Source organism: Acinetobacter sp. YH18001, assembly GCF_013416975.1.
Lineage (GTDB): Bacteria > Pseudomonadota > Gammaproteobacteria > Pseudomonadales > Moraxellaceae > Acinetobacter > Acinetobacter pseudolwoffii.
On the sequence record NZ_VPEU01000019.1, the window covers coordinates 25,010 to 51,092 of the forward strand.

General features: G+C 43.1%; 26 protein-coding genes and 1 pseudogene. 15 read left to right on the forward strand and 12 right to left on the reverse strand.

Going from position 1 to position 26,083, the window contains the following annotated elements; genetic code table 11:
* Positions 1–55 precede the first annotated feature (55 nt).
* Positions 56–925: a DUF2797 domain-containing protein gene (locus tag FTV48_RS07990; RefSeq protein ID WP_005096774.1), complete on the reverse strand. Its 870-nt coding sequence runs from the start codon at positions 923–925 to the stop codon at positions 56–58.
* Positions 926–959: 34 nt separating this feature from the next.
* On the opposite strand from FTV48_RS07990, the gene FTV48_RS07995 reads away from it, so the two are divergent.
* Both FTV48_RS07995 and FTV48_RS08000 read left to right on the forward strand, forming a co-directional pair.
* Positions 960–1,430 (forward strand): DUF6231 family protein, encoded by a 471-nt coding sequence (locus FTV48_RS07995; RefSeq protein WP_074382836.1) that lies wholly within the window; start codon positions 960–962, stop codon positions 1,428–1,430.
* Between the two features lie 98 nt (positions 1,431–1,528).
* Positions 1,529–2,209, forward strand: a complete 681-nt coding sequence (locus FTV48_RS08000; RefSeq protein ID WP_100355015.1) for a YidB family protein — start codon at positions 1,529–1,531, stop codon at positions 2,207–2,209.
* Between the two features lie 64 nt (positions 2,210–2,273).
* Here FTV48_RS08000 and FTV48_RS08005 read toward each other — a convergent pair whose 3' ends face one another.
* The 3 genes from FTV48_RS08005 to FTV48_RS08015 are packed head-to-tail and all read right to left on the reverse strand — an operon-like array spanning position 2,274 to position 4,236.
* Positions 2,274–2,888, reverse strand: coding sequence for an OB-fold-containig protein (locus FTV48_RS08005; RefSeq protein WP_179999938.1), 615 nt, complete (start codon positions 2,886–2,888; stop codon positions 2,274–2,276).
* Positions 2,889–2,908: 20 nt separating this feature from the next.
* A complete protein-coding gene (locus FTV48_RS08010) occupies positions 2,909–3,217 on the reverse strand; it encodes a Rieske (2Fe-2S) protein (protein ID WP_171063348.1) in 309 nt (102 codons plus the stop codon).
* Positions 3,218–3,231: 14 nt separating this feature from the next.
* Entirely contained in the window at positions 3,232–4,236 is a 1,005-nt protein-coding gene (locus FTV48_RS08015) for an adenosine kinase (protein WP_005171110.1), read from the reverse strand.
* 277 nt (positions 4,237–4,513) lie between these two features.
* Here FTV48_RS08015 and FTV48_RS08020 point away from each other — a divergent pair, with 277 nt between their 5' ends.
* The 3 genes from FTV48_RS08020 (at position 4,514) to FTV48_RS08030 (ending at position 9,235) form a co-directional block, all read left to right on the forward strand.
* Entirely contained in the window at positions 4,514–4,966 is a 453-nt protein-coding gene (locus FTV48_RS08020; RefSeq protein ID WP_005096782.1) for a GNAT family N-acetyltransferase, read from the forward strand.
* 165 nt (positions 4,967–5,131) lie between these two features.
* Positions 5,132–8,071 carry an insulinase family protein gene (locus tag FTV48_RS08025; RefSeq protein ID WP_179999940.1) on the forward strand — a complete coding sequence of 980 codons (2,940 nt, stop codon included), beginning with the start codon at positions 5,132–5,134 and terminating at the stop codon, positions 8,069–8,071.
* A gap of 21 nt (positions 8,072–8,092) precedes the next feature.
* The gene (locus tag FTV48_RS08030; RefSeq protein WP_100328678.1) at positions 8,093–9,235 is read left to right on the forward strand and encodes a phospholipase A; all 1,143 of its coding nucleotides are present in this window, start codon (positions 8,093–8,095) and stop codon (positions 9,233–9,235) included.
* A gap of 70 nt (positions 9,236–9,305) precedes the next feature.
* On the opposite strand, the gene FTV48_RS08035 is transcribed toward FTV48_RS08030, so the two are convergent.
* The 3 genes from FTV48_RS08035 to ilvA form a co-directional block, all read right to left on the reverse strand.
* Positions 9,306–10,646 (reverse strand): TrkH family potassium uptake protein, encoded by a 1,341-nt coding sequence (locus FTV48_RS08035; protein ID WP_179999942.1) that lies wholly within the window; start codon positions 10,644–10,646, stop codon positions 9,306–9,308.
* Entirely contained in the window at positions 10,643–11,299 is a 657-nt protein-coding gene (locus tag FTV48_RS08040) for a TrkA family potassium uptake protein (protein WP_179999944.1), read from the reverse strand. Before FTV48_RS08040 ends, FTV48_RS08035 begins: the two co-directional genes overlap by 4 nt.
* Positions 11,300–11,461: 162 nt before the next feature.
* Positions 11,462–13,000, reverse strand: a complete 1,539-nt coding sequence (gene ilvA / locus FTV48_RS08045; RefSeq protein WP_179999946.1) for a threonine ammonia-lyase, biosynthetic — start codon at positions 12,998–13,000, stop codon at positions 11,462–11,464.
* 104 nt (positions 13,001–13,104) lie between these two features.
* On the opposite strand from ilvA, the gene rpiA reads away from it, so the two are divergent.
* The 7 genes from rpiA (at position 13,105) to FTV48_RS08080 (ending at position 19,856) form a co-directional block, all read left to right on the forward strand.
* On the forward strand, positions 13,105–13,776 hold the full coding sequence (gene rpiA / locus FTV48_RS08050) for a ribose-5-phosphate isomerase RpiA (RefSeq protein WP_005096791.1): 672 nt from the start codon (positions 13,105–13,107) through the stop codon (positions 13,774–13,776).
* 149 nt (positions 13,777–13,925) lie between these two features.
* Positions 13,926–14,603: a M48 family metallopeptidase gene (locus FTV48_RS08055; protein WP_074382831.1), complete on the forward strand. Its 678-nt coding sequence runs from the start codon at positions 13,926–13,928 to the stop codon at positions 14,601–14,603.
* 202 nt (positions 14,604–14,805) lie between these two features.
* Positions 14,806–15,861, forward strand: coding sequence for an N-acetyl-gamma-glutamyl-phosphate reductase (gene argC, locus FTV48_RS08060; RefSeq protein ID WP_171063327.1), 1,056 nt, complete (start codon positions 14,806–14,808; stop codon positions 15,859–15,861).
* Positions 15,862–15,938: 77 nt separating this feature from the next.
* A complete protein-coding gene (locus FTV48_RS08065; RefSeq protein WP_074382830.1) occupies positions 15,939–16,688 on the forward strand; it encodes a DUF6776 family protein in 750 nt (249 codons plus the stop codon).
* An 18-nt stretch (positions 16,689–16,706) separates the two neighbouring features.
* A complete protein-coding gene (gene clpS / locus FTV48_RS08070; protein ID WP_005171093.1) occupies positions 16,707–17,120 on the forward strand; it encodes an ATP-dependent Clp protease adapter ClpS in 414 nt (137 codons plus the stop codon).
* A 9-nt stretch (positions 17,121–17,129) separates the two neighbouring features.
* Positions 17,130–19,406: an ATP-dependent Clp protease ATP-binding subunit ClpA gene (gene clpA / locus FTV48_RS08075; protein ID WP_005171089.1), complete on the forward strand. Its 2,277-nt coding sequence runs from the start codon at positions 17,130–17,132 to the stop codon at positions 19,404–19,406.
* Positions 19,407–19,502: 96 nt separating this feature from the next.
* Positions 19,503–19,856 carry a YnfA family protein gene (locus FTV48_RS08080; RefSeq protein WP_005096798.1) on the forward strand — a complete coding sequence of 118 codons (354 nt, stop codon included), beginning with the start codon at positions 19,503–19,505 and terminating at the stop codon, positions 19,854–19,856.
* 104 nt (positions 19,857–19,960) lie between these two features.
* Here FTV48_RS08080 and FTV48_RS08085 read toward each other — a convergent pair whose 3' ends face one another.
* The 3 genes from FTV48_RS08085 to FTV48_RS08095 form a co-directional block, all read right to left on the reverse strand.
* Positions 19,961–20,434: a hypothetical protein gene (locus tag FTV48_RS08085; RefSeq protein WP_179999948.1), complete on the reverse strand. Its 474-nt coding sequence runs from the start codon at positions 20,432–20,434 to the stop codon at positions 19,961–19,963.
* Positions 20,435–20,537: 103 nt separating this feature from the next.
* A complete protein-coding gene (gene argF / locus FTV48_RS08090) occupies positions 20,538–21,458 on the reverse strand; it encodes an ornithine carbamoyltransferase (protein WP_005171086.1) in 921 nt (306 codons plus the stop codon).
* 113 nt (positions 21,459–21,571) lie between these two features.
* On the reverse strand, positions 21,572–22,219 hold the full coding sequence (locus tag FTV48_RS08095; protein ID WP_179999950.1) for a TetR/AcrR family transcriptional regulator: 648 nt from the start codon (positions 22,217–22,219) through the stop codon (positions 21,572–21,574).
* A gap of 231 nt (positions 22,220–22,450) precedes the next feature.
* On the opposite strand from FTV48_RS08095, the gene prpB reads away from it, so the two are divergent.
* Both prpB and prpC read left to right on the forward strand, forming a co-directional pair.
* Positions 22,451–23,335: a methylisocitrate lyase gene (prpB, locus tag FTV48_RS08100; RefSeq protein WP_005096803.1), complete on the forward strand. Its 885-nt coding sequence runs from the start codon at positions 22,451–22,453 to the stop codon at positions 23,333–23,335.
* A gap of 4 nt (positions 23,336–23,339) precedes the next feature.
* Entirely contained in the window at positions 23,340–24,479 is a 1,140-nt protein-coding gene (prpC, locus tag FTV48_RS08105) for a 2-methylcitrate synthase (protein ID WP_005096804.1), read from the forward strand.
* A 52-nt stretch (positions 24,480–24,531) separates the two neighbouring features.
* Here the strand turns inward: prpC and FTV48_RS08110 are convergent, their stop codons facing one another.
* Together FTV48_RS08110 and FTV48_RS08115 are read right to left on the reverse strand one after the other, a co-directional pair.
* Complete coding sequence (locus FTV48_RS08110) at positions 24,532–25,152, reverse strand: aminotransferase (protein ID WP_205668327.1); 621 nt, start codon at positions 25,150–25,152, stop codon at positions 24,532–24,534.
* Between the two features lie 98 nt (positions 25,153–25,250).
* Entirely contained in the window at positions 25,251–25,724 is a 474-nt protein-coding gene (locus FTV48_RS08115; protein ID WP_100357155.1) for a CinA family protein, read from the reverse strand.
* Between the two features lie 231 nt (positions 25,725–25,955).
* On the opposite strand from FTV48_RS08115, the pseudogene FTV48_RS08120 reads away from it, so the two are divergent.
* Positions 25,956–26,083 (forward strand): annotated as a pseudogene (locus FTV48_RS08120) (DUF475 domain-containing protein); the annotation flags it as partial.

Here is a 26,083-nt window from a genome sequence, read left to right on the forward strand (position 1 = left end):
TGAATAAAAAAACCAGCCTGCGGGCTGGTTTTTTATGCTCTAGCCAAATGAGGGTTTAAGCACGAATAATCAGTTCATAACCGGTATATTTACGCATATTGATTACACCGGTATCCAGAATTAAATACTGACCTTTAATACCCTGTAATTTGCCACGAATCACCGGAGTTTTATCCAGATTATGTGATTTAATCTTTTCTGGATATTGCTCGACCGGATAAATAAACTCGCGTGCCAATTCCTGCTCAAGCACTTCAATATTTTCATTAAACTCAAGATTCTGATTAAATTCTTCACGAATGCTTTGAATTTTAGGTGCAAATTCTTCTAACAGCTGTTCACGGACTTCAATCAGATTCAGTGGTTCTGCTTCACCTTTGAGCAGCTTGCGCCAGTCTGTTTTGTCTGCGACCTGCGTACCAAACATGACTTCCAATTTGCCAGAGAGGCGACGTGAGCCAACTTTCATAATCGGCAGGGCTTGGGTTGCGCCCTGATCCAGCCAGCGGGTCGGCATTTGGCTGGTACGGGTAATCCCGACCTTTAATGCACTGGAATTGGCTAGATAGACAATATGCGGTTGAAAGCAGACATTCTGGGCAAATTCATCTTCGCGGCAAGTGCCTAAATGATAATGACAGGTTTCTGGCTTCATGATGCACATATCACATGAAGCATTGGTCTTAAAACATTTAAAACAATGACCTTGCGAGAAAGATTTTGAGGTTTTATTGCCACAAGATACGCAATAAATCTTCCCCGTCCATTCAATCTCGATGTCTTGGCCTAAATTAAACGGAAGATCAATTTCTGCACGATCCAGAATTAATTTATACTCAACATTTGCCCGCTGTATCTGTTGATCAGTTACACTAAGGTCTTTGAGGCCGACATGCATTTTATGGCAAATGCCCTGAAGTTCCATAAAGATTACTCACTTAAATCATAAGGATGCAGTTATGGCTGAGCAGAATGTCATTACTTCAATGCTAGACGATTTCGCACAGGAACAGCCAATTCATACTGCTATTTGTATTGGGCAGGACTTAAGGCAAGTCCAGTTTCAGCCATCTATTCAATGGCACTATTTTAGCGTATCTGGCTTTTTAAATCTGCCTTTTCAGCAGCGTTATGACCTGGCTGTGGTAATGCTGGATACGATAGAAACCGAAAACTTGTCTGAACAGATCATGAGTCAAATCTTGGTGAAATTGCGTGATTTATTTGCTAAACGTCTGGTGGTGATCAGTCGGCTGCAAGATGAAAAACTATTGAGAGCTTTGGGATTTACCCAGCTGATTGACAAGACCACGCACGGGGCGGATTTTGCGCTGTGGCAGTTTAATATTTTAACCTATAAGCATGTGCCCGACTGGTTTAATTCCAAGTTCTGGGCCAATCCGGAAAACTGGGATAAATTTCGCTGGTAAGCCTATGCCTGCTTAATTGCAAATATTAACACAATCCTGCCTAGACAATATGAGGACAGACCGTATTCTGTAACTATGATGCATACAGGATATAGAGCATGACGAATCTGAGTAATATCGTGGAAATATTGGCTAAGCAGGCATTGGGTGGCGGGCAGTCTCAAAAGCAATCTTCACAGCAGGGTGGTCTGGCAGATATCCTGGGATCGGTACTAGGTCATTTGAATAAATCTCAGACTCAACAAGATCAGAGTCAACACAATCAGAATCAGCAGAATCAAGCCGGCCAGCAGACCCGACAAAATGGTTTGGGTGCAATTTTAGGTTCAGTTCTCAGTCAGTTAGGTGGGGCAAATCGTCAAAGTACTGCTCAACCCCGTTCAGGATTGGGAGGAGGTTCGACTGGCAAAACCTTATTGATTGCGGTGCTACCTCTGGTACTGGCCTGGATTCAAAAACAGGGTGGTTTACAGGGTGCATTGGATAAGCTTAAAGGACAGGGGTTGAATAGTCAGGTTGATGACTGGGTGTCGACTGGCCCGGGTGAAAATGCGAATGTCGATCCGCAGCAGGTACAAAATCTGTTTGATGATCAGGAAATTGAAGAAGTTGCACAGCAAACTCATGCGCCTAAACAGGATGTGTATAGTGCAATTTCACAAGTTTTGCCGCAGATTATTGACTCACTTACGCCACAGGGTGAACAGACCAGTAAGCAGGAAGCCAATAATGATATTCAAAATGTCTTGAATATGGTCTCAGGGCTTCTCAAAAAATAAATTCCATCATGTAAAAATCCCGATTTGAGTCGGGATTTTTAATGCTATGCAGACTTTAAAATCGCTAATCTAGGTTCAGGCTAAACAGCTGGTTAGACTCACAGATTTTTTTGGCAATATAATGAGATTTTCGGGTACGAATTAAAATAATTTGCGATTGAAAACCCAGTTCACCAAATTCCGGTTCTACCTGTACATAATGCAGTTGCCCATATTCATCTCGAACCCGCGCTTGAGCAGAAAATCCAGGGCGGGCATTGCCACTTGAAATCGTTGCCAGACGGCCGAGCAAATTGACATTATTCTTTTTATATTTGGGTGGAATGACCTGATCCAGGCAATGAATCATGAAAATCGTAAAAAAAGTGGCAATAATTAAAGCTGGAATAATCAGATAATAAGCGGGCAGAAACTCAAACTCCTGAGAATAGATCAGGAATTGTAAAACATAGCCAGCAAAGCTGAAATTCATCAGAAAGAAAAATACAATTAGGGTTTTGGAGAATTTGACATTCAACAGGTCTAATTGTTGAAAATTATAAGGTGAAATTTTTTGCAAAAATTTGCTGGATCTGAGTCCAAAATAGAAACCAATGGTTTTCACCACGCCGAATAAAATAATCGCCAATAAACTGAGATGAAAAGGCATCAGATTATAGTCTAGAAAAAATGCAGGCATGGTGAAGTCCGTTTTAGGTCTTATTCTGTGAGGTAAATTCCACCATCAGAATGCACGGTAATTTCTACTTTTTCAAGTGACTGACCTTGGCAAGGCCCGGAAATACATTCACCGCTTTCTACCAAAAATAGTGCACCATGCGTTGAACATTCAATAAATTCCTGATCACGATCCAAAAACTGGTTTTCCAGAAATTCCAGCTCGACTTGCAAATGCGGACACAGGTTTTGATAGGCATAAAAAGCTCCATCGCGCTGGGTAATAAAAATAATATCCCCATTGTCCAGTTCAAAAGAGCGTGCTTCACGCTCTGGAACATCTTCGGTCATACAAATTTTAAACATTAAGCACATTCCTTCTGAAAGTCTTGTAATAATGCCGCATAGTCTTCAATCGCTAAACGTGGGCCAAATTGCGAAACCACCTGACTGGAAATTAAAATCGCCAGTTCAGCCGCAGTTTTAAGACCTAGGTTGGCATTCAAGGCATACAGGAAAGCCCCGGCAAATGCATCACCGGCACCATTCGCATCTACTGCAGTAACTTTGCGGCCAGGAACTTTAAATGTATTGTCGTGATCCGAAATAAGTGCACCCTCGGCTGACAATGTAATGACAACGTGTTGACTGAGTGTTTTTAATTTAACTAGAGCCGCGTCAATATTATCGGTCTCTGTATACATCAGGGCTTCTTGCTGGTTACACAGCAACAGGTCGACACCTTCTGCAATCATTTCATCCAGACCGGCACGCGCATATTGCACCATGGCAGGATCCGATAAAGTTAAAGCAATTTTAACTCCGTTAGCGCGGGCAATTGCACGTGCCTGTTTGACGGCATGGCGTGCTGTTTCAGAAGTCGATAAATAACCTTCGATATATAGCCATTTCGCAGTATTTAGCGCACTAAAATCAATTTGTTGATCCGTGAGTTCAGCAGTAATACCTAGATAAGTATGCATGGTACGTTCAGAATCAGGACTCACCAGAACCATACAAGTTCCCGTTACACCTTCGCTGATCGACTGGATTGTGGTCTGAATGCCTGCATCATTTAAACCTTTCAGATAGATTTGCCCCAGTTCATCATTACCAACACGGCAACCATAAAATGCAGAACCGCCAAGTGCAGAAAATGCCACGGTAGTGTTGGCTGCTGAACCGCCTGAAGCCTGACCCTTATAAACTTGAGTCGCTTGAAGATTTTGATAAAGTCTGGCCTGAGTATCACCATCTGTCAGCTGCATGGTGCCTTTTTGCAAGTGATGTGCAGTTAAAAAGTCGTCAGACACTTTAAATTCTTGGTCAATCAGCGCATTACCAATTGCAAAAAGATCAACATTTGCCATGTTCAAATATCACATTAAAAATGAAAGTGCCAAGTTTACACGATTGCTTGGGATTGCTGTAGTTTGCTGAATCATTTTCAAATATTTTCCAAAAATGCTGTATTTTATTCAGTGACTATCTTTGGTCTAAGATTTGACTTATTTTTATGCACTACGTTGCTGTAGCATTGATTTAAGCATCAAATTTTATTTATAAGGATATATCGCGTTCGACATGATACTTTAAAGTCGTTCTGCGAAGATCATTCTTCACAATCATTTCAAATAGTGTGCGTATATGGATATTAAAATTGTAAAAGTTGAACAACTTCCTGACCAAGTCGAAACGCTAGCGACCCTTGCGCGTAAAGAAGGCTTAGATGTGTTGGATAAGTTAATTGAAGAATATCGCACCGGTAAAAACTGCTTTGCTCAAGCCAATGAACATTTACTGGTCGCGCATGATGGCAAAAAACTGATTGCCTGTGGTGGCCTAAACCAGCAATGGGGCGATAATGGCATTGAAGAGCGGATTGGTCGTGTGCGCCGTTTCTATGTCCATCCAAAATATCGGCTGCATGGGGTCGGTAAACAGCTTCTGGCTTATCTGGAACAGTTGGCAGCTCCGCATTATTCGGCCTTATGTCTGCAAACAGATACCCGACTGGCTGCCAGCTTCTATCAAAAACAGAATTATGTATTTGTGGAAAATAATCCAAGTTATAACTACTTCAAATATTTGATTTCGTGATCTTGCGGCTGTTGAGCCAGACTTAGCCAGTAAATTTGATGATTTAATTTTCAAATGATCAAGTTTACTTAATTCGATCAAAATCCTCGGTTTTCAACGTGAATAATTCAGATAACTAAAGCTATAATGTCCTTAGTTATTTTAATTAAAGCATTAGGAGATCGCATGACTGTAGATGTCACTGAAACCATTTCTCAAACTGTACATCCTGCGTTTCAGTTGTTACGTCAACAACATGTTGAAGCTTTAGACATTTTTGTGTCTGAATATAAACATAAAGTGACTGGTGCCACACATTATCACCTGGCGACCAATCACGATGAAAATGTCTTTCTGGTGGCGTTTCGTACCCAGCCGATGGATTCTAAAGGCGAAGCACATATTTTGGAACATACTGCATTATGCGGTTCAGAAAAGTTCCCGGTGCGCGATCCATTCTTCCTGATGATCCGCCGTTCATTGAACACCTTCATGAATGCCTTTACTGCGGCAGACTGGACGGCTTATCCATTTGCAACGCAAAACAGCAAAGATTTTCAAAACCTGCTTGAAGTGTATATGGACGCGGCATTTGCTGCGAACCTGAATCCACTGGATTTTGCTCAGGAAGGCATTCGCATTGAATTGGAAAATGGCGAGCCAGTCTATAAAGGCGTGGTCTTTAATGAAATGAAAGGGGCGATGAGTTCGCCTTCAGACCAGCTGTATCATACGCTGGCGCATCATTTATATCCGCATACCACTTATCATTATAATTCTGGCGGTGATCCTAAAGATATTCCTGACTTAACTTACCAAGAGTTAGTCGACTTCTATAAGTCACATTATCATCCAAGTAATGCAGTCTTCATGACTTTTGGTAATCAATCTGCATTTGAACTGCAAGAACAGTTTGAAAAACTGGCATTGTCCAAATTTGAGCAAGGTCAGACCTTATATCCAACGCCTGAAACCCGTTTGACTGCACCATTGACTGTGACAGACAGCTATGCGGTCGATGCTGAAGATTTGCAGGATAAAACCTATCATGTGCTGTCATGGTTATTGCCAGAAGCCAGCAATATTAAACTGCGTTTGGGTATGCGTTTAGTCGAAGGGATTCTGCTGGAAGATTCAGCATCACCACTGCGTCATTATCTGGAAACCTGTGATTATGCACAGTCTAGTGGTCCATTTATGGGCGTGGATGATTCTAATTTTGAAATGACTTTTTACTGTGCGGTGCAGGGTTCAAATCCTGAACATGCAGAAGAATTTAAAAATGGCGTGTTTAAAGTTTTAGAAGATGTCGCCTCTAAACCGGTCGATCAGAACATGGTCGATGCAATTTTGCATCAAATTGAACTGCATCAGCGTGAAATCAATGGGGATGGCACGCCTTATGGTCTGAGCCTGATTCTGAGCGGTTTGGGCAGTGCGATTCATCACCGTGATCCGGTCGAAGTCTGGGATGTGGATTCCGCGATTGCTGCGGTGAAAGAAGAACTGCAAGATCCAATGTGGTTATCCAACCTGATTCAAGAGCATCTGCTGGATAATCCGCATCGTGTACAATTGACGCTGGTTCCGGATGCGACCAAATCTGCCAAAGAAGCGGCCGATGAAAAAGCCCGTCTGGCTGAAATTGGCAAGAATCTGACCGAAGAGCAGAAAGCAGACATTATTGCCCAGACTGAAGCATTGAATGTGCGTCAGGATACACCGGATGACTTGAACTTATTGCCAAAAGTCGGTCTGGAAGATGTACCTGCGGAATTACAGATTGTTCAGGGCCAGTTACGCGAGATTATCTGTAATCAGGTCGATACGCCGTTGAATCTGTATCATGCCGGTACCAATGGTATTTATTATCAACAGGTTTTAGTGAATATTCCAGATGAAGTGGTGCAGTCGCCATACTTCAACCTGCTTTCGATCCTGATGGGCGAAGTCGGTGCGGGTGAATATGATTATCTGGAATTCCAGCAACTGCAAACTGCGGTAAGTGGCGGTCTGGGTATGGGCGCATCGTTGCGCTCTAAAGTCGATGACAAAAACAAGATCACGGCTTGGCTGACACTGACCACCAAATCGCTGGTGAATCATTTAGATGCCATTCGTCTGTTAAAGATCGGTTTTGAACAGCTGCGTTTTGATGAAAAAGACCGTATTATTGAACTGTTACAACAGCGTAAAACACGTTGGCAGTCACGTGTTTCCGGTTCGGGGCATAGCTATGCGATGCAATCTGCATCTCGTCAGCACAGTGCCTTGGCATTGCGTGATTATCACAATACTGGTTTGGGTGCATTAAACTGGCTGATCGAGCTGGTCTCTAAAATTGAAAAAGATCCGGCTGAATATGATCTGCTGATTGACGAGTTAAAACGAATTCATCGTGTCTTGTTGCAAGCCCCGAAGCAGTTCCTGCTGGTGTGTGAAGAGCCGCAATCTGATAGCTTGATTGAAGAAATCCAGAATGTCTGGGACAAACTGGCGGTTGATCCTGCACCGGTTGCACTGACTCAAATCGAAAAAGTGACGCATGATCAGCATGAAGCCTGGTTAATTCAGGCCAATGTCCAGTTCTGCGCGGCTGCTTATCCGGCGGTCGAAGTGGCGCATCCTGATGCTGCTGCCTTGATGGTGCTGGCGGGTTATTTACGTAATGGCTTCCTGCACAGTGCAATCCGTGAAAAAGGTGGTGCTTATGGCGGTGGTGCCAGCTATGACGGCAATGCCTGTTCATTCCGTTTCTACAGCTACCGTGACCCGCGTCTGGCAGAAACCTTTCAGGACTTTGATGCCAGTATTCAGTGGTTACTCAATGCGCCGCAACAGCCGCATCAACTGGAAGAAGCGATTCTGGGTCTGATTGCCAGTATGGATAAACCGGGTTCACCAGCGGGCGAGGCAATCACTGCATGTTATGCCTATCTGCATCAGCGTACACCAGCATTCCGTAAGAAATTACGTGAACGTCTGTTAAATGTCACACTGGATGATTTAAAGCGTGTTGCACAAACTTATCTGCTTGAGCAGCAGGCTACTAAGGCAGTCGTGGCGCCAGTGGCAAAACGTGAAACGCTGGAGCAGCTTGGTTTTGTAATTCAACAAGTTCTATAAATAAAAAAATGAGGATAAGGGATGGCGCTTAATTCGTTTAGGCGCTCAACTCTGCAGCTGAGCGTTGTGCTGGGCTGTACAGTTGGGACGCAAGTGAATGCGGAAGAAAAAATAGTGGTAAATAGTCCCATGCCGGCAACGGCTGAAGCCTGTGCAGCACTGGAAATCAGTGCAGAACGTCTGGCCTGTTATGATAGCTTGTTTAAAATAGCGATTATCGATAAGCCGGTGATCGTTTCTGAACGTCGTGCAGCAGTAGAAATTGCGCCTGAACCTGATAATTTAAAAGCCAGAATGGGACAAACCGTTTCTAATATTTATGCTTCTGAAGGATCAAAGCTGACACCAAATCTGTCTTTGCTGGATAGTCGCTGGGAATTGTCTCCGGAAAGTAAACTGGGTACCTGGAACATCCGTTCTTATCAGCCAATTTACCTGATGCCCGGTTTTTGGACTTCAAAGAAAAATGAATTTCCACAGAGTGAAAATCCACAAAATACGGTAGAAGAGGATCAAAATCTCACCTCAATCGAAGCAAAGTTTCAACTGTCTCTAAAAACCAAGGCCGTTGAAAATATTCTGGGGAATAATGGGGATCTCTGGCTCGGTTATACTCAGTCTTCACGTTGGCAGGTCTATAACTCGGAAGAGTCACGTCCGTTTCGTGAAACCAATTATGAACCCGAAGCAAGTTTTGTTTTGCGTACCAATTATGACCTTTTTGGTCTTAACTGGCGTATGTTGGGACTAACCATTAATCATCAGTCCAATGGCCGTTCTGACCCGTTGTCGCGTAGCTGGAACCGCGTCATGCTGAATCTGGGCTTTGAAAAAGACAATTTTGCCCTGATGGTTCGCCCTTGGTATCGCTTTGAAGAGAATCGTGACGACGATAACAATCCCGAGATCAAGAACTATATTGGACGCGGCGACATGACGGCTTTTTATCGTCATAACGAGCATGATTTTTCCTTGATGCTGCGTCATACCTTAAAAGGCGGTGATGACAATCGTGGTGCAATCCAGTTTGACTGGTCATTCCCGATCAGTGGCCGTTTACGTGGTCAATTCCAGCTTTTTGATGGCTATGGCGAAAGTCTGATTGATTATAACCATCGTGCCACTTATGTGGGCTTGGGTGTTTCCTTAATGAACTGGTTCTAAAATTCCCATTTTGAATCATCTTGCAATGAAAATAAAAAACCATGCCGATGCATGGTTTTTTCTAGGTAGATTAACCAATCTGGATTTCTGAAGGCGGATGTTTGAGACGACTCTTTTTGGGAGTCGCAATAAAATAAGCAAGCGTCAGTGGCCCTAGACGCCCTGCGAACATTAACAGCATCAGAATGATCAAACTGGCAGGTTGTAGCTCCTCAGTTACCCCTCGGGACAAACCGACGGTACAGGCCGCAGACACGGCTTCAAACAACAGATCCAGAAAATCCTGCTCAGGTTCCAGGATTAATAAGCTCATAAAACCCATCATGATCAACGCTGCAGTAATACACACGACGGCCAATGCTTTAAACGTAGTTTTTTCAGGAATAGAGTGATTAAACAGCCGGATCTCATCTTCGCGTCTTAAAAAACTGATTACGCTGATGACCACAATAATAAACGTACCGACCTTAATGCCGCCCGCCGTACTTAAGGAACCTCCACCAATAAACATTAGAAATATGGTAACTAGAGTGGATGCATCACTCATTTGTTCCATTGGCAAGCTATGAAAACCTGAAGAGCGGGGAACGGTGGCATGGAACCAGGCATTCACGGCCTGATCGCCCAAACTCATGAGACCTAAGGTCTGTGGATTGGAAGCCTCCAATAGCCAAAGTACGATAAACGCACTCAGATTGAGCCCCAGAATCGTCGAAAGAATGAGCTTGCTATTGGTACTTAACTTGCGCCAGCGTCTATGTTGCTTGACATCCATCAGCACCAGAAAGCCGATACCACCAATGATATACAGCATACTGATGGTAAAGGTGATCAGATACTGCCCTGAAAAGCTCATCAAGCTATTTGGAAAAAGCGAAAATCCACCATTATTGAACGCTGACACACTATAAAAGGCAGCATAAAAGAGTGCTTCACTGAACGGATATTCTCTGAGCCAGGACAAGGTCAGAATCAGCGTACCGATAGCTTCAAAAAACAGGGAATATAAAAATACCGCTTTAATGGTAAAACTGACTTTTTTCAGGCTGGTCTGGCCAATCGATTCCTGTGCCATGACTTGCTGTTTGAGCCCCATCTTGGGTGCCAGACTCATCACTGCCAGAATGGCAAAGGTCATAAAACCCAGTCCACCGCATTGCAGCAGAAACATAATGACAATCTGGCCAAATACCGTATAGGCTTCACCGACATTCACTACGGACAGTCCGGTAATGGTCACCGCAGAAGTAGCCGTGAAAATGGCTTGCAACCAGCTGATATCACCCTGATGGGCAATAGGTAACATCAGTAGCAGTGAACCGATCAGGATTAATCCGAGAAAACCCAAGGCCAATAAACTCGGTGGGCTGAGATTAATGGTTCTATGTTGCTTTAAGTCAGAACTTCTCATAGCGTTTTAAAATATCTGGCGAGATGGCGTAAAGGCTCCAGTAATCCTTCAACCACAAGAATATCGCCTTCCTGCAGAATCAGGTCGGATGCGACCTGGTATTGCACCACTGATCCGCGCTTATGTAATAAGGTGGTGATTTCAGGGGCGTGCTTCATCAGTTGGTTGAGCGGCGTAGCATGATGATCGGCATGAATCTGAATTTTGACAATATAATGATCATCTTCCAGTGCCATATAACGACTGACCATCGGGTAGCTTAAAGACTGAGCCACACGCACGCCCATATCTTCTTCAGGATGAATGATTTTCTCGACATTGAGATGGGTCAGAATCATGTGATGGGATTTGGATTTGGCTTTTACCCAGATTTTTTTGACGCCCATATTTTTCAGGTGCAATACACACAAAATACTGGCTTCAATATCTTCTCCGATCGCCACGACTACGGCATCACAACGCTGCACATTCAGTTCATCCAGCACATGCTCATCGGTTGCATCGGCAATTACAGCATGGGTCAGTTGATCAGAAATATTTTCTACATATTTTTTATTCAGATCGATTCCGATCACTTCATGATTCAGACTGATCAGTTGCGTGGCCACAGTCGCACCAAAACTACCCAGCCCAATCACTGCAAATAATGCCATGAATATTGTCCTAACTATTTTTATTACATCTCAATTTTAGTGTAAGAGAATTTCGTAAAAATTGCGCTGCTATTCAGCAAGCTATGCCGAGATAAATAGTATGATCATGATTTTGAGTTGCACATAAAAAACCGCCTCGAAAGGCGGTCTATATTTTAACAATTACTTCAGGAAGCGCTGATAGCCCAGATTATTGGTAATTTCCTGATATGGATAGGTAATGGTTTCAAGGGTTTCAATCAAGCCATCCGGATTCTGCTGCGCATCGGTCGCCTCCAGACCCACCAGAACACGCCCTTCCGCAGCGCCGTGGTTACGGTAATGGAACAGGGTAATGTTATGCGTTGGGCCAAGACGTTCCAGGAACATTAATAAAGCACCAGGACGTTCTGGAAATTCCACCCGGAACAGGCGTTCATTTTCAATATCGGCATGACCACCGATCAGGTAACGAATATGCAGTTTTGCCACTTCATCATCAGACAGGTCATCGACGTCATACTGGAATTTTAGCGTTTCATAAATTTCCTGACGTTCTTTTTCACCATTTTTTAAGCTGATCCCAACAAATACTTGAGCAGTAGAGACATCACTGGCACGGTAATTAAATTCGGTAATATTGCGACCTTGCAAAGCGCGACAGAAGTTGAGGAATGAACCTTTCTGTTCTGGAATCGTCACGGCAAAAATCGCTTCTTTACGTTCACCGAGTTCGGTACGTTCGGCGATATAACGTAAACGGTCGAAATTCATGTTGGCGCCGCACACAATCGACACCATATTTTTACCTTCGATTTTATGTTCTTCGACATATTTTTTAATGCCGGCCAATGCCATAGCACCTGAGGGTTCGACAATGCTGCGGCATTCGTCATAAGTATCTTTAATGGCTGCACAAATTTCGTCGGTATTGACCAGTACCACATGTGGTTCTACGATCGGGCCAGAATTATCTGACTTTTGCAGGCGAATCACTTCAAATGGTTTTTCACCAATTTGTGCGACGGCTGTACCGTCAGCGAATAAACCCACAGAAGGTAAAATGACACGTTCATTGGCCTCTAAAGCTGCTTTTAAGCATGCCGATTCGTCATACTCCACCGGAATGACTTTGACATGCGGGGCAACATCACCCAGGTAGGCTGCCACACCTGCGATCAGGCCACCGCCACCTACCGCTACAAATACATAATCAACATCGCGCCATTGACGCAAGATTTCATTGGCAATGGTACCTTGACCCGCCATCACCAGCTCATCATCATAAGGCGGAATAAAAGTCATGCCATCTTCTTGAGCACGTTGAATTGCATATTTGTTGGCAACGTCGAATGAGTCACCATGTAAAACAACTTCACCCCCAAGGCGTTTTACCGCTTGGACTTTAATATCTGGTGTTGTTTTTGGCATTACAATAATGGCGCGAATACCCAATTTTTTACCCGATAATGCCACGCCTTGCGCATGGTTGCCTGCTGAAGCTGTGATGACACCACGTTCCAGTTGAGATTTCGGCAATTGACTAATGCGGTTATAAGCACCACGTAATTTGAATGAAAAAACCGGTTGTAAATCTTCACGTTTAAAGCGGATGTTATTATTGAGTCGTTCGCTAATTCGTGGTGCTGCTTCGAGTGGAGTTTCGATTGCAACATCGTAGACCGTTGCTTGTAATATTTGTCGAACCAAACGAGACAGCATGTTAATTTTCCATCTAACAGTTTAAAATAGGCGCTTATTGTAACAAACCATACGGCTTTGCGGTTCGAAAATACTGCAAAAGTCCAAAATAGTTGAGTGAAGCCATGAGTCTATATGCAACCCAAGATGAGAAAAAACAAGCAGCGGCCCGTGCTGCTCTGAAACACTTACCAAAAGGCGGCATTTTAGGCGTAGGTACCGGAAGTACGGTTAACTTTTTAATCGATTTATTGCCAGAACTTCAGTTAGAAGCGGCTGTGGCAAGTTCTGAAGCAACGGCGCAACGTCTTAAGAAGTTAGGCATTGAAGTGGTCGATATGAACTCTGTCGGCGGACTAGATGCTTATGTCGACGGCGCAGATGAAATTGATCGTCATTTGCATATGATCAAAGGTGGTGGTGCAGCACTGACACGTGAAAAAATTGTGGCATCGATTGCGAAAAAATTTGTGTGTATCGTGGATGATTCAAAATGGGTCGGACAATTGGGACACGATTTCCCACTGCCAGTTGAAGTAATTCCTATGGCACGTTCTGCGGTTGCACGTAAAATTGTCTCTCTGGGCGGTGATCCTGCATATCGTGAAGGTGTCGTGACTGACAATGGTAATGTGATTTTAGATGTGCATAATCTGAATATCTTAAATGCACTCGAGCTTGAAAAAACGCTTAACAATATTCCTGGCGTGGTCTGTAACGGAATTTTTGCGATTAATAAAGCGGACATCGCAATTGTGGCAACCAATGATGGTATTGAAGAACGTACTGCGGTTTAATCCTTTAATTTTATAAATTAAATTCCCCTAAATCTCCCTGAGCGAAGTTTTAAAGCACTGCTTTAAAACAAGTGCAAGAAGGGAGACTTTTAAAAGCCCCTCTTTGAAAAAGGAGGGTTAGGGAGGATTAAAAATAAAATCAATAAAATATGACCCCAAACCTCCCTGAAATCCAAATTACTCGAAAATTACGCGCAACACGCTTGAGACTGCGTGTAGAGCCGACGCAAATTAAATTAACTGTGCCGCAGTTTTGCACACAGCGCCAAGTTCAAGAATTTTTAAAACAATCAGAACAATGGCTGATTAAAACCTGGCAATCGCAGCAGGAAAAATTCCAAAAAATAGACCGAACGCTACCAACTGAGCTGCAGCTGTTTAATTTAAACGTACCAGTTCAGATTCATTATCAAAGCCAGAAACATAACTTTGTTTTCGATTCTGAGAAGTTACAGCTCTGTGTCAGTGATCGACATCCTGAAGAATATTTAAAAGCCTTTGTCATCAGCTATGCCAAAGAACAGCTTCCCCTATATTTAAATCTTGTCTCACAGCAATGCAATCTGCCTTTTAAAAAGTGCAATATTCGCCAACCCAAAACCCGCTGGGGCAGTTGTTCTGCTCAGCATGACATTATGCTGAATAGTGCTTTGGTGCTATTTCCCGAAGAAATTACCCGTTATGTCGCGGTACATGAACTGGCACATACCCAATATTTTGATCATAGTTCACTTTTTTGGGCGGAAGTTCAGAAACATGATGCAAATTTTCAACAGCATCGGAAAATGCTAAAAAATACGCCGTTGCCATATTGGTGGGAAGCTTAAAATTGAACTGAATAGAGAATGAGAGGGAAATAAAGGCTTAAAATAGCCTAAGCAATATAGATATTACTTTTCCATCTCTCTTTAATTTTGAAATTGGGTTCAGTACTTATAAAAAACCAGTAATCCCCGCTGAAACAGTTTAGAAAACCTCAACTTCCTGTCATACTACGCAGTTACGAAATGGAAACTTTGATTTGAGGTAGTGATCGTGATTACTGTTGGTATTGTCGGTGGTACAGGTTATACAGGCGTTGAATTGTTGCGTCTTTTGCTACGACACCCAAATGTACAGGTGAATGTACTAACATCACGTACCGAAAATGGTCGCCGTGTAGATGACATGTTCCCAAGTTTACGCGGACATACCGATCTTCAATATTCAGATTTAAATATCGATGAACTTAAAAAATGTGATGTCGTGTTCTTTGCAACGCCGCATGGTGTTGCAATGAAACATGCCGAAGCGCTTGTGGCTGCAAAGACCAAAGTCATTGACCTGGCGGCAGATTTCCGTTTACAAGATCTGCAACAGTTTGAAAAATGGTATGGCATGCAACATGCTTGTCCAGAACTGTTAAAAGACTCTGTTTACGGTTTATCTGAATTGAATCGTGAACAAATTAAACAGGCCAATGTAGTTGGAAACCCGGGTTGTTATCCAACCACGGTTCAGTTGGGGCTGGCGCCAGTATTAACATCAAGTGACGCACTAGTGAAACCTGAAAGCATTATTATTGATGCGAAATCAGGTGTGTCGGGTGCAGGTCGTAAAGCAAGCTTGGGCGGCATCTATACTGAAAATGCCGATAACTTTAAAGCCTATGGCGTAGCAGGTCACCGCCATCATCCTGAAATTGTCGAAGCTCTGGAAAATATCTCAGGTCAAAAAGATGTGTTTGATCACATTTTATTTGTTCCGCATTTGGTGCCAATGATCCGTGGTATGTTGTCGACCATCTACATCGATCTCACTGAAGCAGGACAAGCAGCAGATTTACAGGCATTGTATGAACAGTTCTATGCCAATGAAACTTTTGTCGATGTCATGCCAGCAGGCAGCTCACCAGAAACCCGTTCAGTGCGTGGTGCCAATCAGTTGCGTATAGCCTTGTACAAGCCGCAACCGACCAAGCTGGTAGTCCTGGTTGTACAGGATAACTTGGTGAAAGGTGCAGCAGGTCAGGCCGTACAAAACATGAACCTGATGTTCGGATTTGCCGAAGATGCTGGCTTAAATAATATTGGTTTATTACCATAAGAAACGTATTAGAACTTCACACACATTTAGATTTGGATTTAAATGTGTGTCTTGAATAAAGCAAACAAGAGATCAAAATGCCGAATAACGAGTCAAATACGACCATTCCTCAGGAACCAGCTGCAAAAAAATCTTTGATGAAAGGCAATACGCCCTTGGTCATTGGTGCGGCTGTATTGATCTTGAGTAGTGGTGTGCTCGGATATACCGTAGGACACCGTCAGGGTTTGACTGCGGCGGGTTATGATGCAGATGCAGAGCAACTGGTCGATGTGGTACAGACACAAAAAGCCAGTCTGGAAACATTAAATAAGAATCTGAATACTGCGGTTCAGGAGCGTGATCTGGCGGTGAGTAATGCCAATGATCTCTATCTGGCCATGACCAAGGCACGTGATGAACAGGTGCAGGCTGAAAGTGTCGGAACCATTTATCGCGAGGTCTTACGTCAGCGTGGCGGTTTGGCTTTGGCCGTGCAAAACCTGTCGATTAAGCCTTTGCCTGAAAATGCCTTTGAATATCAGATTGATCTGGTTCAAGTTAGTCCGGGCAAAAGTCGTGCCTCCGGGAGTATTGAATTACGCTTGATTAAAGGGACTGAAATTCTGGTGGTGCCACTGGAAGACAAAAACTTTAATTTTGAAAATTATGAGCGTTTAACAGGTCGCTGGAGCATGCCAAAAGGCTTTAAGCCAGAATTTATTGAGATACGTCTCAGCGGTGCCAAACCGGTGATCCGTCGTTTTAGCTGGGAACAGGGCAAAGCAGTTGAAAATCAGTCTGCCGCCTTGTCAGAAATTCCGAAAACCGAAGCAAATGCAAATTAAGTGTGAAATATAAATCTTATGCCAAGCAATAAACGTCAAATGTGTTTAAGTGATATCAAAAATTCTTTTTATGAATCTGGAATTGTTGATTGGCATATCAGCCCGCGTTTAGCAAATGAACCTTTGGAAGGTGATGATTCTGACCTTGCTGTGCAGACTGCACCGCCAGAACTGAAACGTCCGCCCTTATATGCTGTCGTTTTAATGAACGACGACTATACCCCGATGGAATTTGTAATTGAAATTTTACAACAATACTTTGCAATGAATCTTGACCAAGCTACACAAGTAATGCTAACTGTACATTATGAAGGAAAGGGTGTAGCTGGGGTCTATCCTCGAGACATTGCGGAAACCAAAGCGAACCAAGTCAATAATTATGCTCGATCACAAGGTCATCCATTACTTTGCCAAATAGAGCCTAAAGATTAAGGGGGTTACATGCTCAGTCGTCAATTAGAAGTATCACTACGTTTGGCTGTCAGCATGGCTCGTCAAAAGAGACATGAGTTCCTGACCGTAGAACATTTATTATTAGCCTTGCTTGACAATGACTCTGCCGTAAATGCGCTTAAAGCATGTGGCGCAGACATTATCGTGTTGCGCAAGGAATTAGAAGAATACGTAGAACAGCATACCCCTAAGCTTGGTGAAAATAGTGATCAGGCACCACACCCAACAGAAAGTTTTGACCGGATCTTGCAGCGCGCGATTTTTCACGTGCAATCTAGCGGTGGTGATCGGACTGTAGAAGGTGCTGATATTCTGGTTGCGATGTATTCTGAGCGTGACTCATTTGCCGTCTATCTATTGAAACGTCATCAAATTAATCGCCTTACGCTAACTCAGTACCTGTCTCATGGTACGCGTAAAGAAGAAGTACAGGGTGAAGAAGAAATTGAAGACCTCGATGGTGAGTCTGCATCTTCAGCCAGTTCAGGTCCGCTTGAACTGTATACGACTAATCTCAATATCGAAGCGCAAAAGGGCAAGACCGATCCACTGATTGGTCGTGAAAAAGAAATTGAACGTGCCGCTCAAATTCTGTGCCGCCGCCGTAAAAATAACCCACTTCTTGTCGGTGATCCGGGGGTCGGTAAAACCTCGATTGCAGAAGGTTTGGCATGGTTGATCGTTAATGGTAAAGCGCCAAAACCACTCGAAAATGCTGAAATTTTCAGTCTGGATATTGGAGCATTAGTTGCCGGAACAAAATACCGTGGTGACTTTGAAAAACGCTTGAAACAGCTTTTAAATGCGCTGAAAAAGAAACCTGAAGCTGTGCTGTTTATTGATGAAATTCACATGATTATTGGTGCAGGCTCCAGTATGGGCAGCACCATGGATGCATCGAATCTGATCAAGCCTGCATTGGCCAATGGCACTTTACGTTGCATTGGTTCAACCACTTTTCAGGAATACCGTCAGGTCTTTGAAAAAGATCATGCTTTGTCACGCCGTTTCCAGAAAATCGATGTGAATGAGCCATCTATTTCTGAAACCATTGATATCCTACGTGGCTTGAAATCGAAGTTTGAAGATTTCCATCATGTGCAATATGACGATCAGGCATTGGTATCTGCAGTTGAACTTTCTGCAAAGTTCATCAATGACCGTTTCTTGCCAGATAAAGCCATTGACGTGATTGATGAAGCAGGTGCGCAGCGCCGTTTAAAAGCTGAACAAGATGACAGTTTGATCACGGTAGAAAACATCGAAGATATCGTGTCGAAAATTGCGCGTATACCACCAAAAACGGTCTCTAAAGATGACAAGAGCGTACTGGAAAATCTTGAGCGCGATCTGAAACGGGTGGTCTTTGGTCAGGATGAAGCGATCGAAGCTTTAGCGTCTGCCATTAAACTGTCTCGTGCTGGTTTGAAATCTCCAGATAAACCTGTGGGCAGCTTTGTTTTTGCTGGCCCAACCGGTGTCGGTAAAACCGAAGTGACCAAGCAGCTGGCTAAGCAGATGGGCGTAGAGCTGGTTCGCTTTGATATGTCCGAGTACATGGAACGCCACGCGGTGTCGCGTTTAATCGGTGCACCTCCGGGCTATGTCGGTTTTGATCAGGGTGGTTTGTTGACTGATGCGATCCATAAAAATCCACATTGTGTGCTATTGCTTGATGAGATCGAAAAAGCGCATCCAGATGTCTTTAACCTGTTATTGCAGATTATGGATCATGGTTCCTTGACCGACAATAACGGACGTAAATCGGATTTCCGTAACGTGGTCTTGGTACTCACCACCAATATTGGTGCTGAAAGTATTTCACGTATTAGCATTGGCTTTATGGAACAGGACAATAGCAACGATAACCAGGAAGCGATGAAGAAAGCCTTCTCTCCGGAATTCCGTAACCGTCTTGACGGCGTGATTCAGTTCAAGGCATTGCCAAGCAGCATCATTGAAAATGTCGTGGATAAATTCCTGACCGAACTTCAAGCGCAACTTGATGATAAGAAAGTCATGCTGGAAGTGGATCAGAGTGCGCGTGAATGGATGTCAGAGCAAGGCTATGACCGTTTAATGGGCGCACGCCCAATGCAGCGTCTGATTCAGGAACACCTGAAAAAACCATTGGCAGAAATGATCCTGTTTGGTGAACTGGCTGAAAATGGCGGTAATGTTGCAGTGTCGGTGAAGAAAGAAAATGGTAAAGCTGTTGGCTTAAAACTTGAAGTCTTTGAAGACCAGACTGCTGAACCTGCTTAATCAATATGAAAAAATAAAACCCGTGCAAGCACGGGTTTTTTCATGCACTCATATTTTAAATCATCAAATTCATTCATACAGTTCAAAAGACAAATCATGGATATTCAAATTACCAAGCTGCTCACCACTTTTTGCCTGTTTCTGGTCACGGCATTGATGGAAATTTTAGGCTGTTATTTTCCCTACCTGATTTTAAATCAGGGGAGAAGTCACTGGTTGTGGATTCCGACAGCTCTGGCTTTGGCGGCTTTTGTCTGGCTACTCACCTTGCATCCGGCTGCTTCTGGACGGATTTATGCCGCTTATGGTGGCATCTATATTTTTTCGGCGCTAATGTGGTTGCGCTTCGTTGATCAAGTAACGCTGTCACGTTGGGATTTACTTGGCGGGATGGTGGTAATACTGGGGGCACTGATTATAATTCTACAGCCGCAAGGTTTGGTGCGTTAGCAGGATATAACAGCAAACCTCATCAAAAAGAGGTAGCTATAGCGACCTCTTTGTTTTCTTGATGTTTTAATCCTGAATAAAAGCCAATATCTTATTTCTTTAGACTATTTCAATTTGCAATCTTTCTGGGAAATATCAGTTTTATAGGTTTGTGTTTGCGAGCTCAGGCTGAGCTCGACCTTGTATGGGTTTTCAATCTGATAGCGATGCTCAAAGAAAATCTCGCAATTATTGAGCAGATTATTACGGATCATTTTCATCACTTCTTTGCGGCCCAGATCTTTTTCAAATTGGCTAAAATCCGGTGTGGTGATTAAACCTTTTAATGTGGTTTTATTGGCACTTAACTGTAATTGTTCAATAATTGTATTCTGGTCGACCTGTAAAGGTAAAGTTCTGGAATCTTCTGCACTGAGTACCGCGAGTAATTCATTCAGTTCAGCTTTTTTCTGAATTTTAAATTTGCTGTCAATAATATTTTTTTCCTGAAGATATTGATCAAATTCAGAAGCATGAACGGAGAAGGTCGCACTGCTAAAACCTGCCAATAGTGCCAAGGCCCAATATTTATTTTGCATTGTATAACATCACTTTTTATTCCATTTCAATCATGATTATAAGAGCTGAGACAAAAAAAGCACCAGAGATTGGTGCTTAATTTGTGAAGATTCAGCTTTTAATTTAGTCTTTTTTCAGATTTTCATTAATCAGGAATTCAACCAGAGCTTTTTGCGCGTGCAAGCGATTTTCAGCTTCATCCCAAACCACGGCATTTTTATGGTCAAGCAAGTTTTCTGAAATTTCTTCGCCGCGGTGCGCAGGTAAGCAGTGCATAAACAAACAATCCGGATGCGCAAGATCCATCAGGCGTTCATTCACTTGATAGTCTGCAAATGCTTTCTCACGGATTTTTTGTTCTTCTTCCTGGCCCATGCTTGCCCAAACGTCAGTCACAATCAGGTCAGCATTCACGGCTGCATCTTCAGCGGTATCGACCAGTTCAACACAATGCGCAAATTCAGACAGGAATTTTTCTTGTGGTTCATAACCTTTTGGCGCTGCAATTTTCAGATTAAAGCCCCACATGTGTGCTGCTTCAATATATGAATTACACATGTTGTTGCCATCACCGATCCAGGCAACAGTTTTACCTTCGATTGAGCCGCGTTGCTCTACATAGGTCTGCATGTCAGCAAGTAACTGGCAAGGATGGTGATCATCTGTTAAAGCATTAATCACAGGAACTTTTGAGTAAGATGCAAAACGTTCCACGATATCATGACCGAAAGTACGGATCATCACGATATCTAGCATGCTTGAGATCACGCGTGCAGAATCTTCAATCGGTTCACCGCGGCCTAACTGGGTATCGCGAGAAGACAGGAAAATTGCGCTACCACCAAATTGGCTCATGCCAGCTTCAAACGAAACACGCGTACGGGTACTCGATTTCTCAAAAATCATGCCCATCACTTTACCAACAAATGGTTGGAACACTTCATTGTTATGCTGTTTGCGCTTAAGCTCAATTGCGCGTTGCAAAATCTGGTTAAGTTCTAAAGTTGATAAATCGCGTAAGGTGAGAAAGTGACGGAGAGCCATTCGTTACTCCACAATAATTGCCGAAAAACTCGATCAACAATCAGTTGTTGGTTAGTTTAAGAAAAAATACGGAATCGGCTAATATACTATAAGCAATGAAAAATGCAAAAAAACTAGACTTTTTGATGACCGTCTAAAAAGCGATCCACACAATAACTGATGTATTTGTCGATTTCCTGATCATCTTCCTGTACCGGAATTCCCATCAGAATACGCCATTCCAGATTGCGCAAAATACCAAAATACAGCTGCGCCGAATATTGCGGATTCTCGCAATGCAATAAACCTTGCGCATCTGCCTGTTCTAAAGCCGTAGCAATGGCACTTTGCACATGCACCGGGCCTCGCTCATGGATATGCTGAGCAAGTTCCGGATTGCGCTGACTCTGTTCCAGTACCAGACGCATAAAGGCCGAGTTTTCAGGTTGCATGATCTGGTGATAAAAATTGAGTAGCGTGTGTACTAAATAACTACGAAAATCCAGTGCCATCAGTTCGATTGGAATACTGATATCTTCAAAAAACTTGATACGACGATAATCGCAGATGGCTTTAAACAAGCCTTCTTTATTGCCAAAGTATTTATAAATGGAGGCTTTGGAGCCACCTGCATGCTGAACAATATCATCGAGAGACACAGCATCATAACCCCGTTCCAGAAACAGCTCGGTTGCACTGTTCAGCAGCGCAATACAGCGCTCATGACCACGTTTGGTCTGCGGCAGGTCTTTGGCGAGCGGTTCTAGGACGAGGTCTTGCATAGGAGATAATACATCAACATGTCAATAAAGATTGAAATGCCATCATAGCAAATATATGTACATATTTCATAATTGCACCGCATAAGCGCAGTATTTGCCGGATTAGGTAAAGTAAAACTTAAAAATTTGACTAAAGTTTTAGAGTATTTGTTCTATCAGATTGTGGAATGAGCAAGCCAAATGAGTATACTCGAGTTTCAATAATTATAGCCAAGACTGTGGAAAAGGAAGATGACAGAACAAATGTCTGCAGGTCTAAGATTTAGACAAGCACTTGAAGTCGAGAAACCATTGCAAATTATGGGTACGGTAAATGCCTATGCTGCCATGATGGCCAAACAAGTCGGTTATAAAGCCATTTATTTATCAGGTGCGGGTGTCGCGAATTATTCTTATGGTTTGCCTGACCTGGGCATGACCAGTCTGGATAATGTTCTGGAAGATGTACGCAGGATTACAGAACGTGTTGATACACCTTTATTGGTCGATATCGATACCGGTTGGGGCGGTGCATTAAATATTGCTCGCACGATCAAACAGATGATTGCAGCTGGTGCAGCCGCGGTGCATATTGAAGATCAGGTGGCACAAAAGCGTTGTGGTCATCGTCCAAATAAAGAAATCGTGTCACAGCAGGAAATGGTCGATCGTATTAAAGCGGCGGTCGATGCGAAAACCGATGCAAACTTTGTGGTCATGGCGCGTACCGATGCGCTACAAAAAGAAGGCCTGCAAGCGGTGATTGATCGTGCTTGTGCCTGTGTTGAAGCGGGTGCAGATGCAATTTTTGCCGAAGCGATGACCGATATCACCATGTATCGCACCGTATGCGATGCAGTGGGTGTGCCAGTCTTGGCAAATATTACCGAATTTGGTGATACACCGTATTATACGGTAAATGAGTTGGCAGAGCAGGGTATTGGCATGGTGCTGTATCCATTATCAGCGACACGTGCCATGCAAAAGGCAGCCCTTGAAGTGATGCGTTCGGTGCGTGAACACGGCACTCAGGTGAATGTGCTGGATATTATGCAGCAACGCAAAGAACTCTACGAATTTTTAGATTATCACAGCTTCGAAGACACATTAGATAAACTGTTTAAACAGGAGAATTAAAAAAATGGCTGAAGGAAAAGTACTCACCGGCGCAGGATTGCGTGGACAAGTGGCAGGGAAAACTTCACTCTCAACTGTAGGCAAAAGTGGCGCAGGTCTGACCTATCGCGGTTATGACGTACAGGATCTGGCTGAACATTGCCAGTTTGAAGAAGTGGCTTATCTGATTTTCTTTGGCGAACTGCCAACTTCAGAGCAGTTAGTTGCCTATAAAGCCAAATTAAAATCTTTGCGCACGCTACCTCAAGCCTTAAAAGAAGTGCTAGAGCGTATTCCTGCCGATTCTCATCCGATGGATGTGATGCGTACTGGCGTATCGATGCTGGGCAATCTTGAAACTGAACTGTCTTTTGAACAGCAACAGGATATTGCAGACCGTATTCTTGCCACTTTACCGGCAATTATCTGTTACTGGTATCGTTATAGTCATGACGGTGTACGTATTGAAGAAAATACCGATGATGATTCAATCGGTGCACAGTTCCTGCATTTATTACGTGGCGAAAAGCCAAATGAACTGCATGAACAGGTGATGAATGTTTCTCTGATTCTATATGCAGAGCATGAATTTAATGCTTCGACCTTTACGGCGCGTGTATGTGCATCGACTTTATCTGACATGCATTCTTGTATTACCGGTGCAATCGGTTCCTTGCGTGGCCCTCTACATGGCGGTGCTAACGAAGCTGCAATGGATATGATCGAAAACTGGACTTCGCCTGAAGAAGCTGAACGTGAAATGCTGGGCATGCTGGAACGTAAAGAAAAAATTATGGGCTTCGGTCATGCGATTTATAAAGACAATGATCCGCGTAATGGCATCATCAAAATCTGGTCTGAGCGTTTAGCCAAAGATGTCGGTGATACGGTACTGTATCCGGTCTCAGTGCGCTGCGAAGAAGTGATGTGGCGTGAGAAGAAATTATTCTGTAATGCCGATTTCTTCCATGCTTCGGCTTATCACTTTATGGGCATTCCAACCAAGCTGTTTACCCCGATTTTTGTCATGTCACGTGTCACAGGTTGGGCAGCACATGTGATGGAACAGCGTGCAGACAACCGTATTATCCGTCCAAGCGCGGATTATACTGGGCCTGAACTGCGTAAAGTAGTACCGATCGCCGAGCGTTCTACAGCGGCTTAATATTTATTAATATCTTGAATAAAAAATAAGGTCTCAATCGAGACCTTATTTTTTATCGACTTAACAGGACTGGATCTTCAATGCTATAGCCTGTTTCAAAAGGAATCCCCAAATACTTGACTGTCACCAGCGTTTTATTCTGTTTAGGAACTTTATAGGCCTGGCTAATTTTTAGACCTTGCTGATAACTGATCGCTTGATGAGTCGGACTTTTTTGTGAGCCAGATTTTACTTGATATTGATAAGTCCATTTTGGCACTTTTTCTTGTGGATCGTACCAGGCAGCTGCCGTCCCTGTTGTGGTTTTTAACATTTTAAGTTGTGGCTTTGAACTTTGAATCGGACTCAGCGGAACTAAACGCTTTTTGATTTTGGCAATGTCCTGATCAAACTTGCGACTGTCTTGGTCATAATCAATACGTTTGGTTTTTGGATTGATATATAAGGAGTTGACCTGAATCAACTGATTCGGTTTTGCGGATTTAAAATTATAATAATACAGCTGTGGTAAGCGCCCACGACCATCAAGGTAATGACGCATGACATAGAGCTTTTGCTCTTTGACTTCATAGCCTAGAATTTCAATATTTTGTGGGCCACCGACCGTAGCAAAAGCCAGACTGGGCAAGCCAAGAGGGAGCAGAAACAGCGCAGTTTTAATATTCATGGTTATTCTACCCGCAAAAAATAGATTAGCATTTGATCATGCTAATCTATCTTAAAATACAGTAGAAATAATGAAGCTTGTTGCGGCGTAATTATAAAACTAGATTAATGATTGAGTAGATTAATCATATCGTGTGCAACCACGGCAGACAGTTTATTCAGACGTTCGAGTGGAGTACCTTTCAAATAATACTGGAATTGATGCACTTGAGTACCATCATTAATTGCTACAAAAAAAGTCCCTTCCGGTTTCTCTGGTGTCGCACTACCACCGGGTTTAAGCAAACCTGTACAGGCAATAATCCAGTCTGCATCCCGGAACATCTTTTTACCCGCGTCTGCCAGGGCAACAGTAACTGGCATGGATTCGGCAGTGTAACTATTGATCAAAGCCTGGGGAATGTTTAATACCGAAGTTTTCACACCAACATCGTAGCAGACCAATCCACCGGCCAGAATTTCGGCGCCGTCACTTTTACAGATGGAAAACTGGCTACATAGATATCCAGAGCTCGCACTTTCAATAAAGGCAATTTTTATATTTTTCTCTTCGAGTAAGTTGCAACAGGTCTTTATCATAGTCTCTATATTTTCTTTATGATCCGAGTGGTTTTAGCTTAATTTAGACAGATTTTTTCTGTCGTTCAACTCCGAGTATATTTATATTTTTATGAAAGTTAAAATTTTTCATGGATTAGTACAATTTGATACTGATTTGATCACAAAACCTGAGTGGTTAAAGCTTAGACTATTTTTTCAAATAGAGGTTTCTTCTCAAGCTGAACAGTGGTAAAAATAAAAATAAAGTGCTTAGTGAAAGCCGGTATTGGTGGTTTCCTGTATTTAGAAGTTCTGGATGCCTCATTCAGTTTTGATGGCGTGATCGGTGCCTTTGCGATTACCTCAGACGTGGTTATCATCATGCTGGGTCTGGCAAT

Bases quoted from the DNA above. Each gene is read 5' to 3' on its own strand.
- FTV48_RS07990 (WP_005096774.1), bottom strand. From the start codon at position 925: ATGGAACTTCAGGGCATTTGCCATAAAATGCATGTCGGCCTCAAAGAC.
- FTV48_RS07995 (WP_074382836.1), top strand. From the start codon at position 960: ATGGCTGAGCAGAATGTCATTACTTCAATGCTAGACGATTTCGCACAG.
- FTV48_RS08000 (WP_100355015.1), top strand. From the start codon at position 1,529: ATGACGAATCTGAGTAATATCGTGGAAATATTGGCTAAGCAGGCATTG.
- FTV48_RS08005 (WP_179999938.1), bottom strand. From the start codon at position 2,888: ATGCCTGCATTTTTTCTAGACTATAATCTGATGCCTTTTCATCTCAGT.
- FTV48_RS08010 (WP_171063348.1), bottom strand. From the start codon at position 3,217: ATGACCGAAGATGTTCCAGAGCGTGAAGCACGCTCTTTTGAACTGGAC.
- FTV48_RS08015 (WP_005171110.1), bottom strand. From the start codon at position 4,236: ATGGCAAATGTTGATCTTTTTGCAATTGGTAATGCGCTGATTGACCAA.
- FTV48_RS08020 (WP_005096782.1), top strand. From the start codon at position 4,514: ATGGATATTAAAATTGTAAAAGTTGAACAACTTCCTGACCAAGTCGAA.
- FTV48_RS08025 (WP_179999940.1), top strand. From the start codon at position 5,132: ATGACTGTAGATGTCACTGAAACCATTTCTCAAACTGTACATCCTGCG.
- FTV48_RS08030 (WP_100328678.1), top strand. From the start codon at position 8,093: ATGGCGCTTAATTCGTTTAGGCGCTCAACTCTGCAGCTGAGCGTTGTG.
- FTV48_RS08035 (WP_179999942.1), bottom strand. From the start codon at position 10,646: ATGAGAAGTTCTGACTTAAAGCAACATAGAACCATTAATCTCAGCCCA.
- FTV48_RS08040 (WP_179999944.1), bottom strand. From the start codon at position 11,299: ATGGCATTATTTGCAGTGATTGGGCTGGGTAGTTTTGGTGCGACTGTG.
- ilvA (WP_179999946.1), bottom strand. From the start codon at position 13,000: ATGCTGTCTCGTTTGGTTCGACAAATATTACAAGCAACGGTCTACGAT.
- rpiA (WP_005096791.1), top strand. From the start codon at position 13,105: ATGAGTCTATATGCAACCCAAGATGAGAAAAAACAAGCAGCGGCCCGT.
- FTV48_RS08055 (WP_074382831.1), top strand. From the start codon at position 13,926: ATGACCCCAAACCTCCCTGAAATCCAAATTACTCGAAAATTACGCGCA.
- FTV48_RS08065 (WP_074382830.1), top strand. From the start codon at position 15,939: ATGCCGAATAACGAGTCAAATACGACCATTCCTCAGGAACCAGCTGCA.
- clpS (WP_005171093.1), top strand. From the start codon at position 16,707: ATGCCAAGCAATAAACGTCAAATGTGTTTAAGTGATATCAAAAATTCT.
- clpA (WP_005171089.1), top strand. From the start codon at position 17,130: ATGCTCAGTCGTCAATTAGAAGTATCACTACGTTTGGCTGTCAGCATG.
- FTV48_RS08080 (WP_005096798.1), top strand. From the start codon at position 19,503: ATGGATATTCAAATTACCAAGCTGCTCACCACTTTTTGCCTGTTTCTG.
- FTV48_RS08085 (WP_179999948.1), bottom strand. From the start codon at position 20,434: ATGCAAAATAAATATTGGGCCTTGGCACTATTGGCAGGTTTTAGCAGT.
- argF (WP_005171086.1), bottom strand. From the start codon at position 21,458: ATGGCTCTCCGTCACTTTCTCACCTTACGCGATTTATCAACTTTAGAA.
- FTV48_RS08095 (WP_179999950.1), bottom strand. From the start codon at position 22,219: ATGCAAGACCTCGTCCTAGAACCGCTCGCCAAAGACCTGCCGCAGACC.
- prpB (WP_005096803.1), top strand. From the start codon at position 22,451: ATGACAGAACAAATGTCTGCAGGTCTAAGATTTAGACAAGCACTTGAA.
- prpC (WP_005096804.1), top strand. From the start codon at position 23,340: ATGGCTGAAGGAAAAGTACTCACCGGCGCAGGATTGCGTGGACAAGTG.
- FTV48_RS08115 (WP_100357155.1), bottom strand. From the start codon at position 25,724: ATGATAAAGACCTGTTGCAACTTACTCGAAGAGAAAAATATAAAAATT.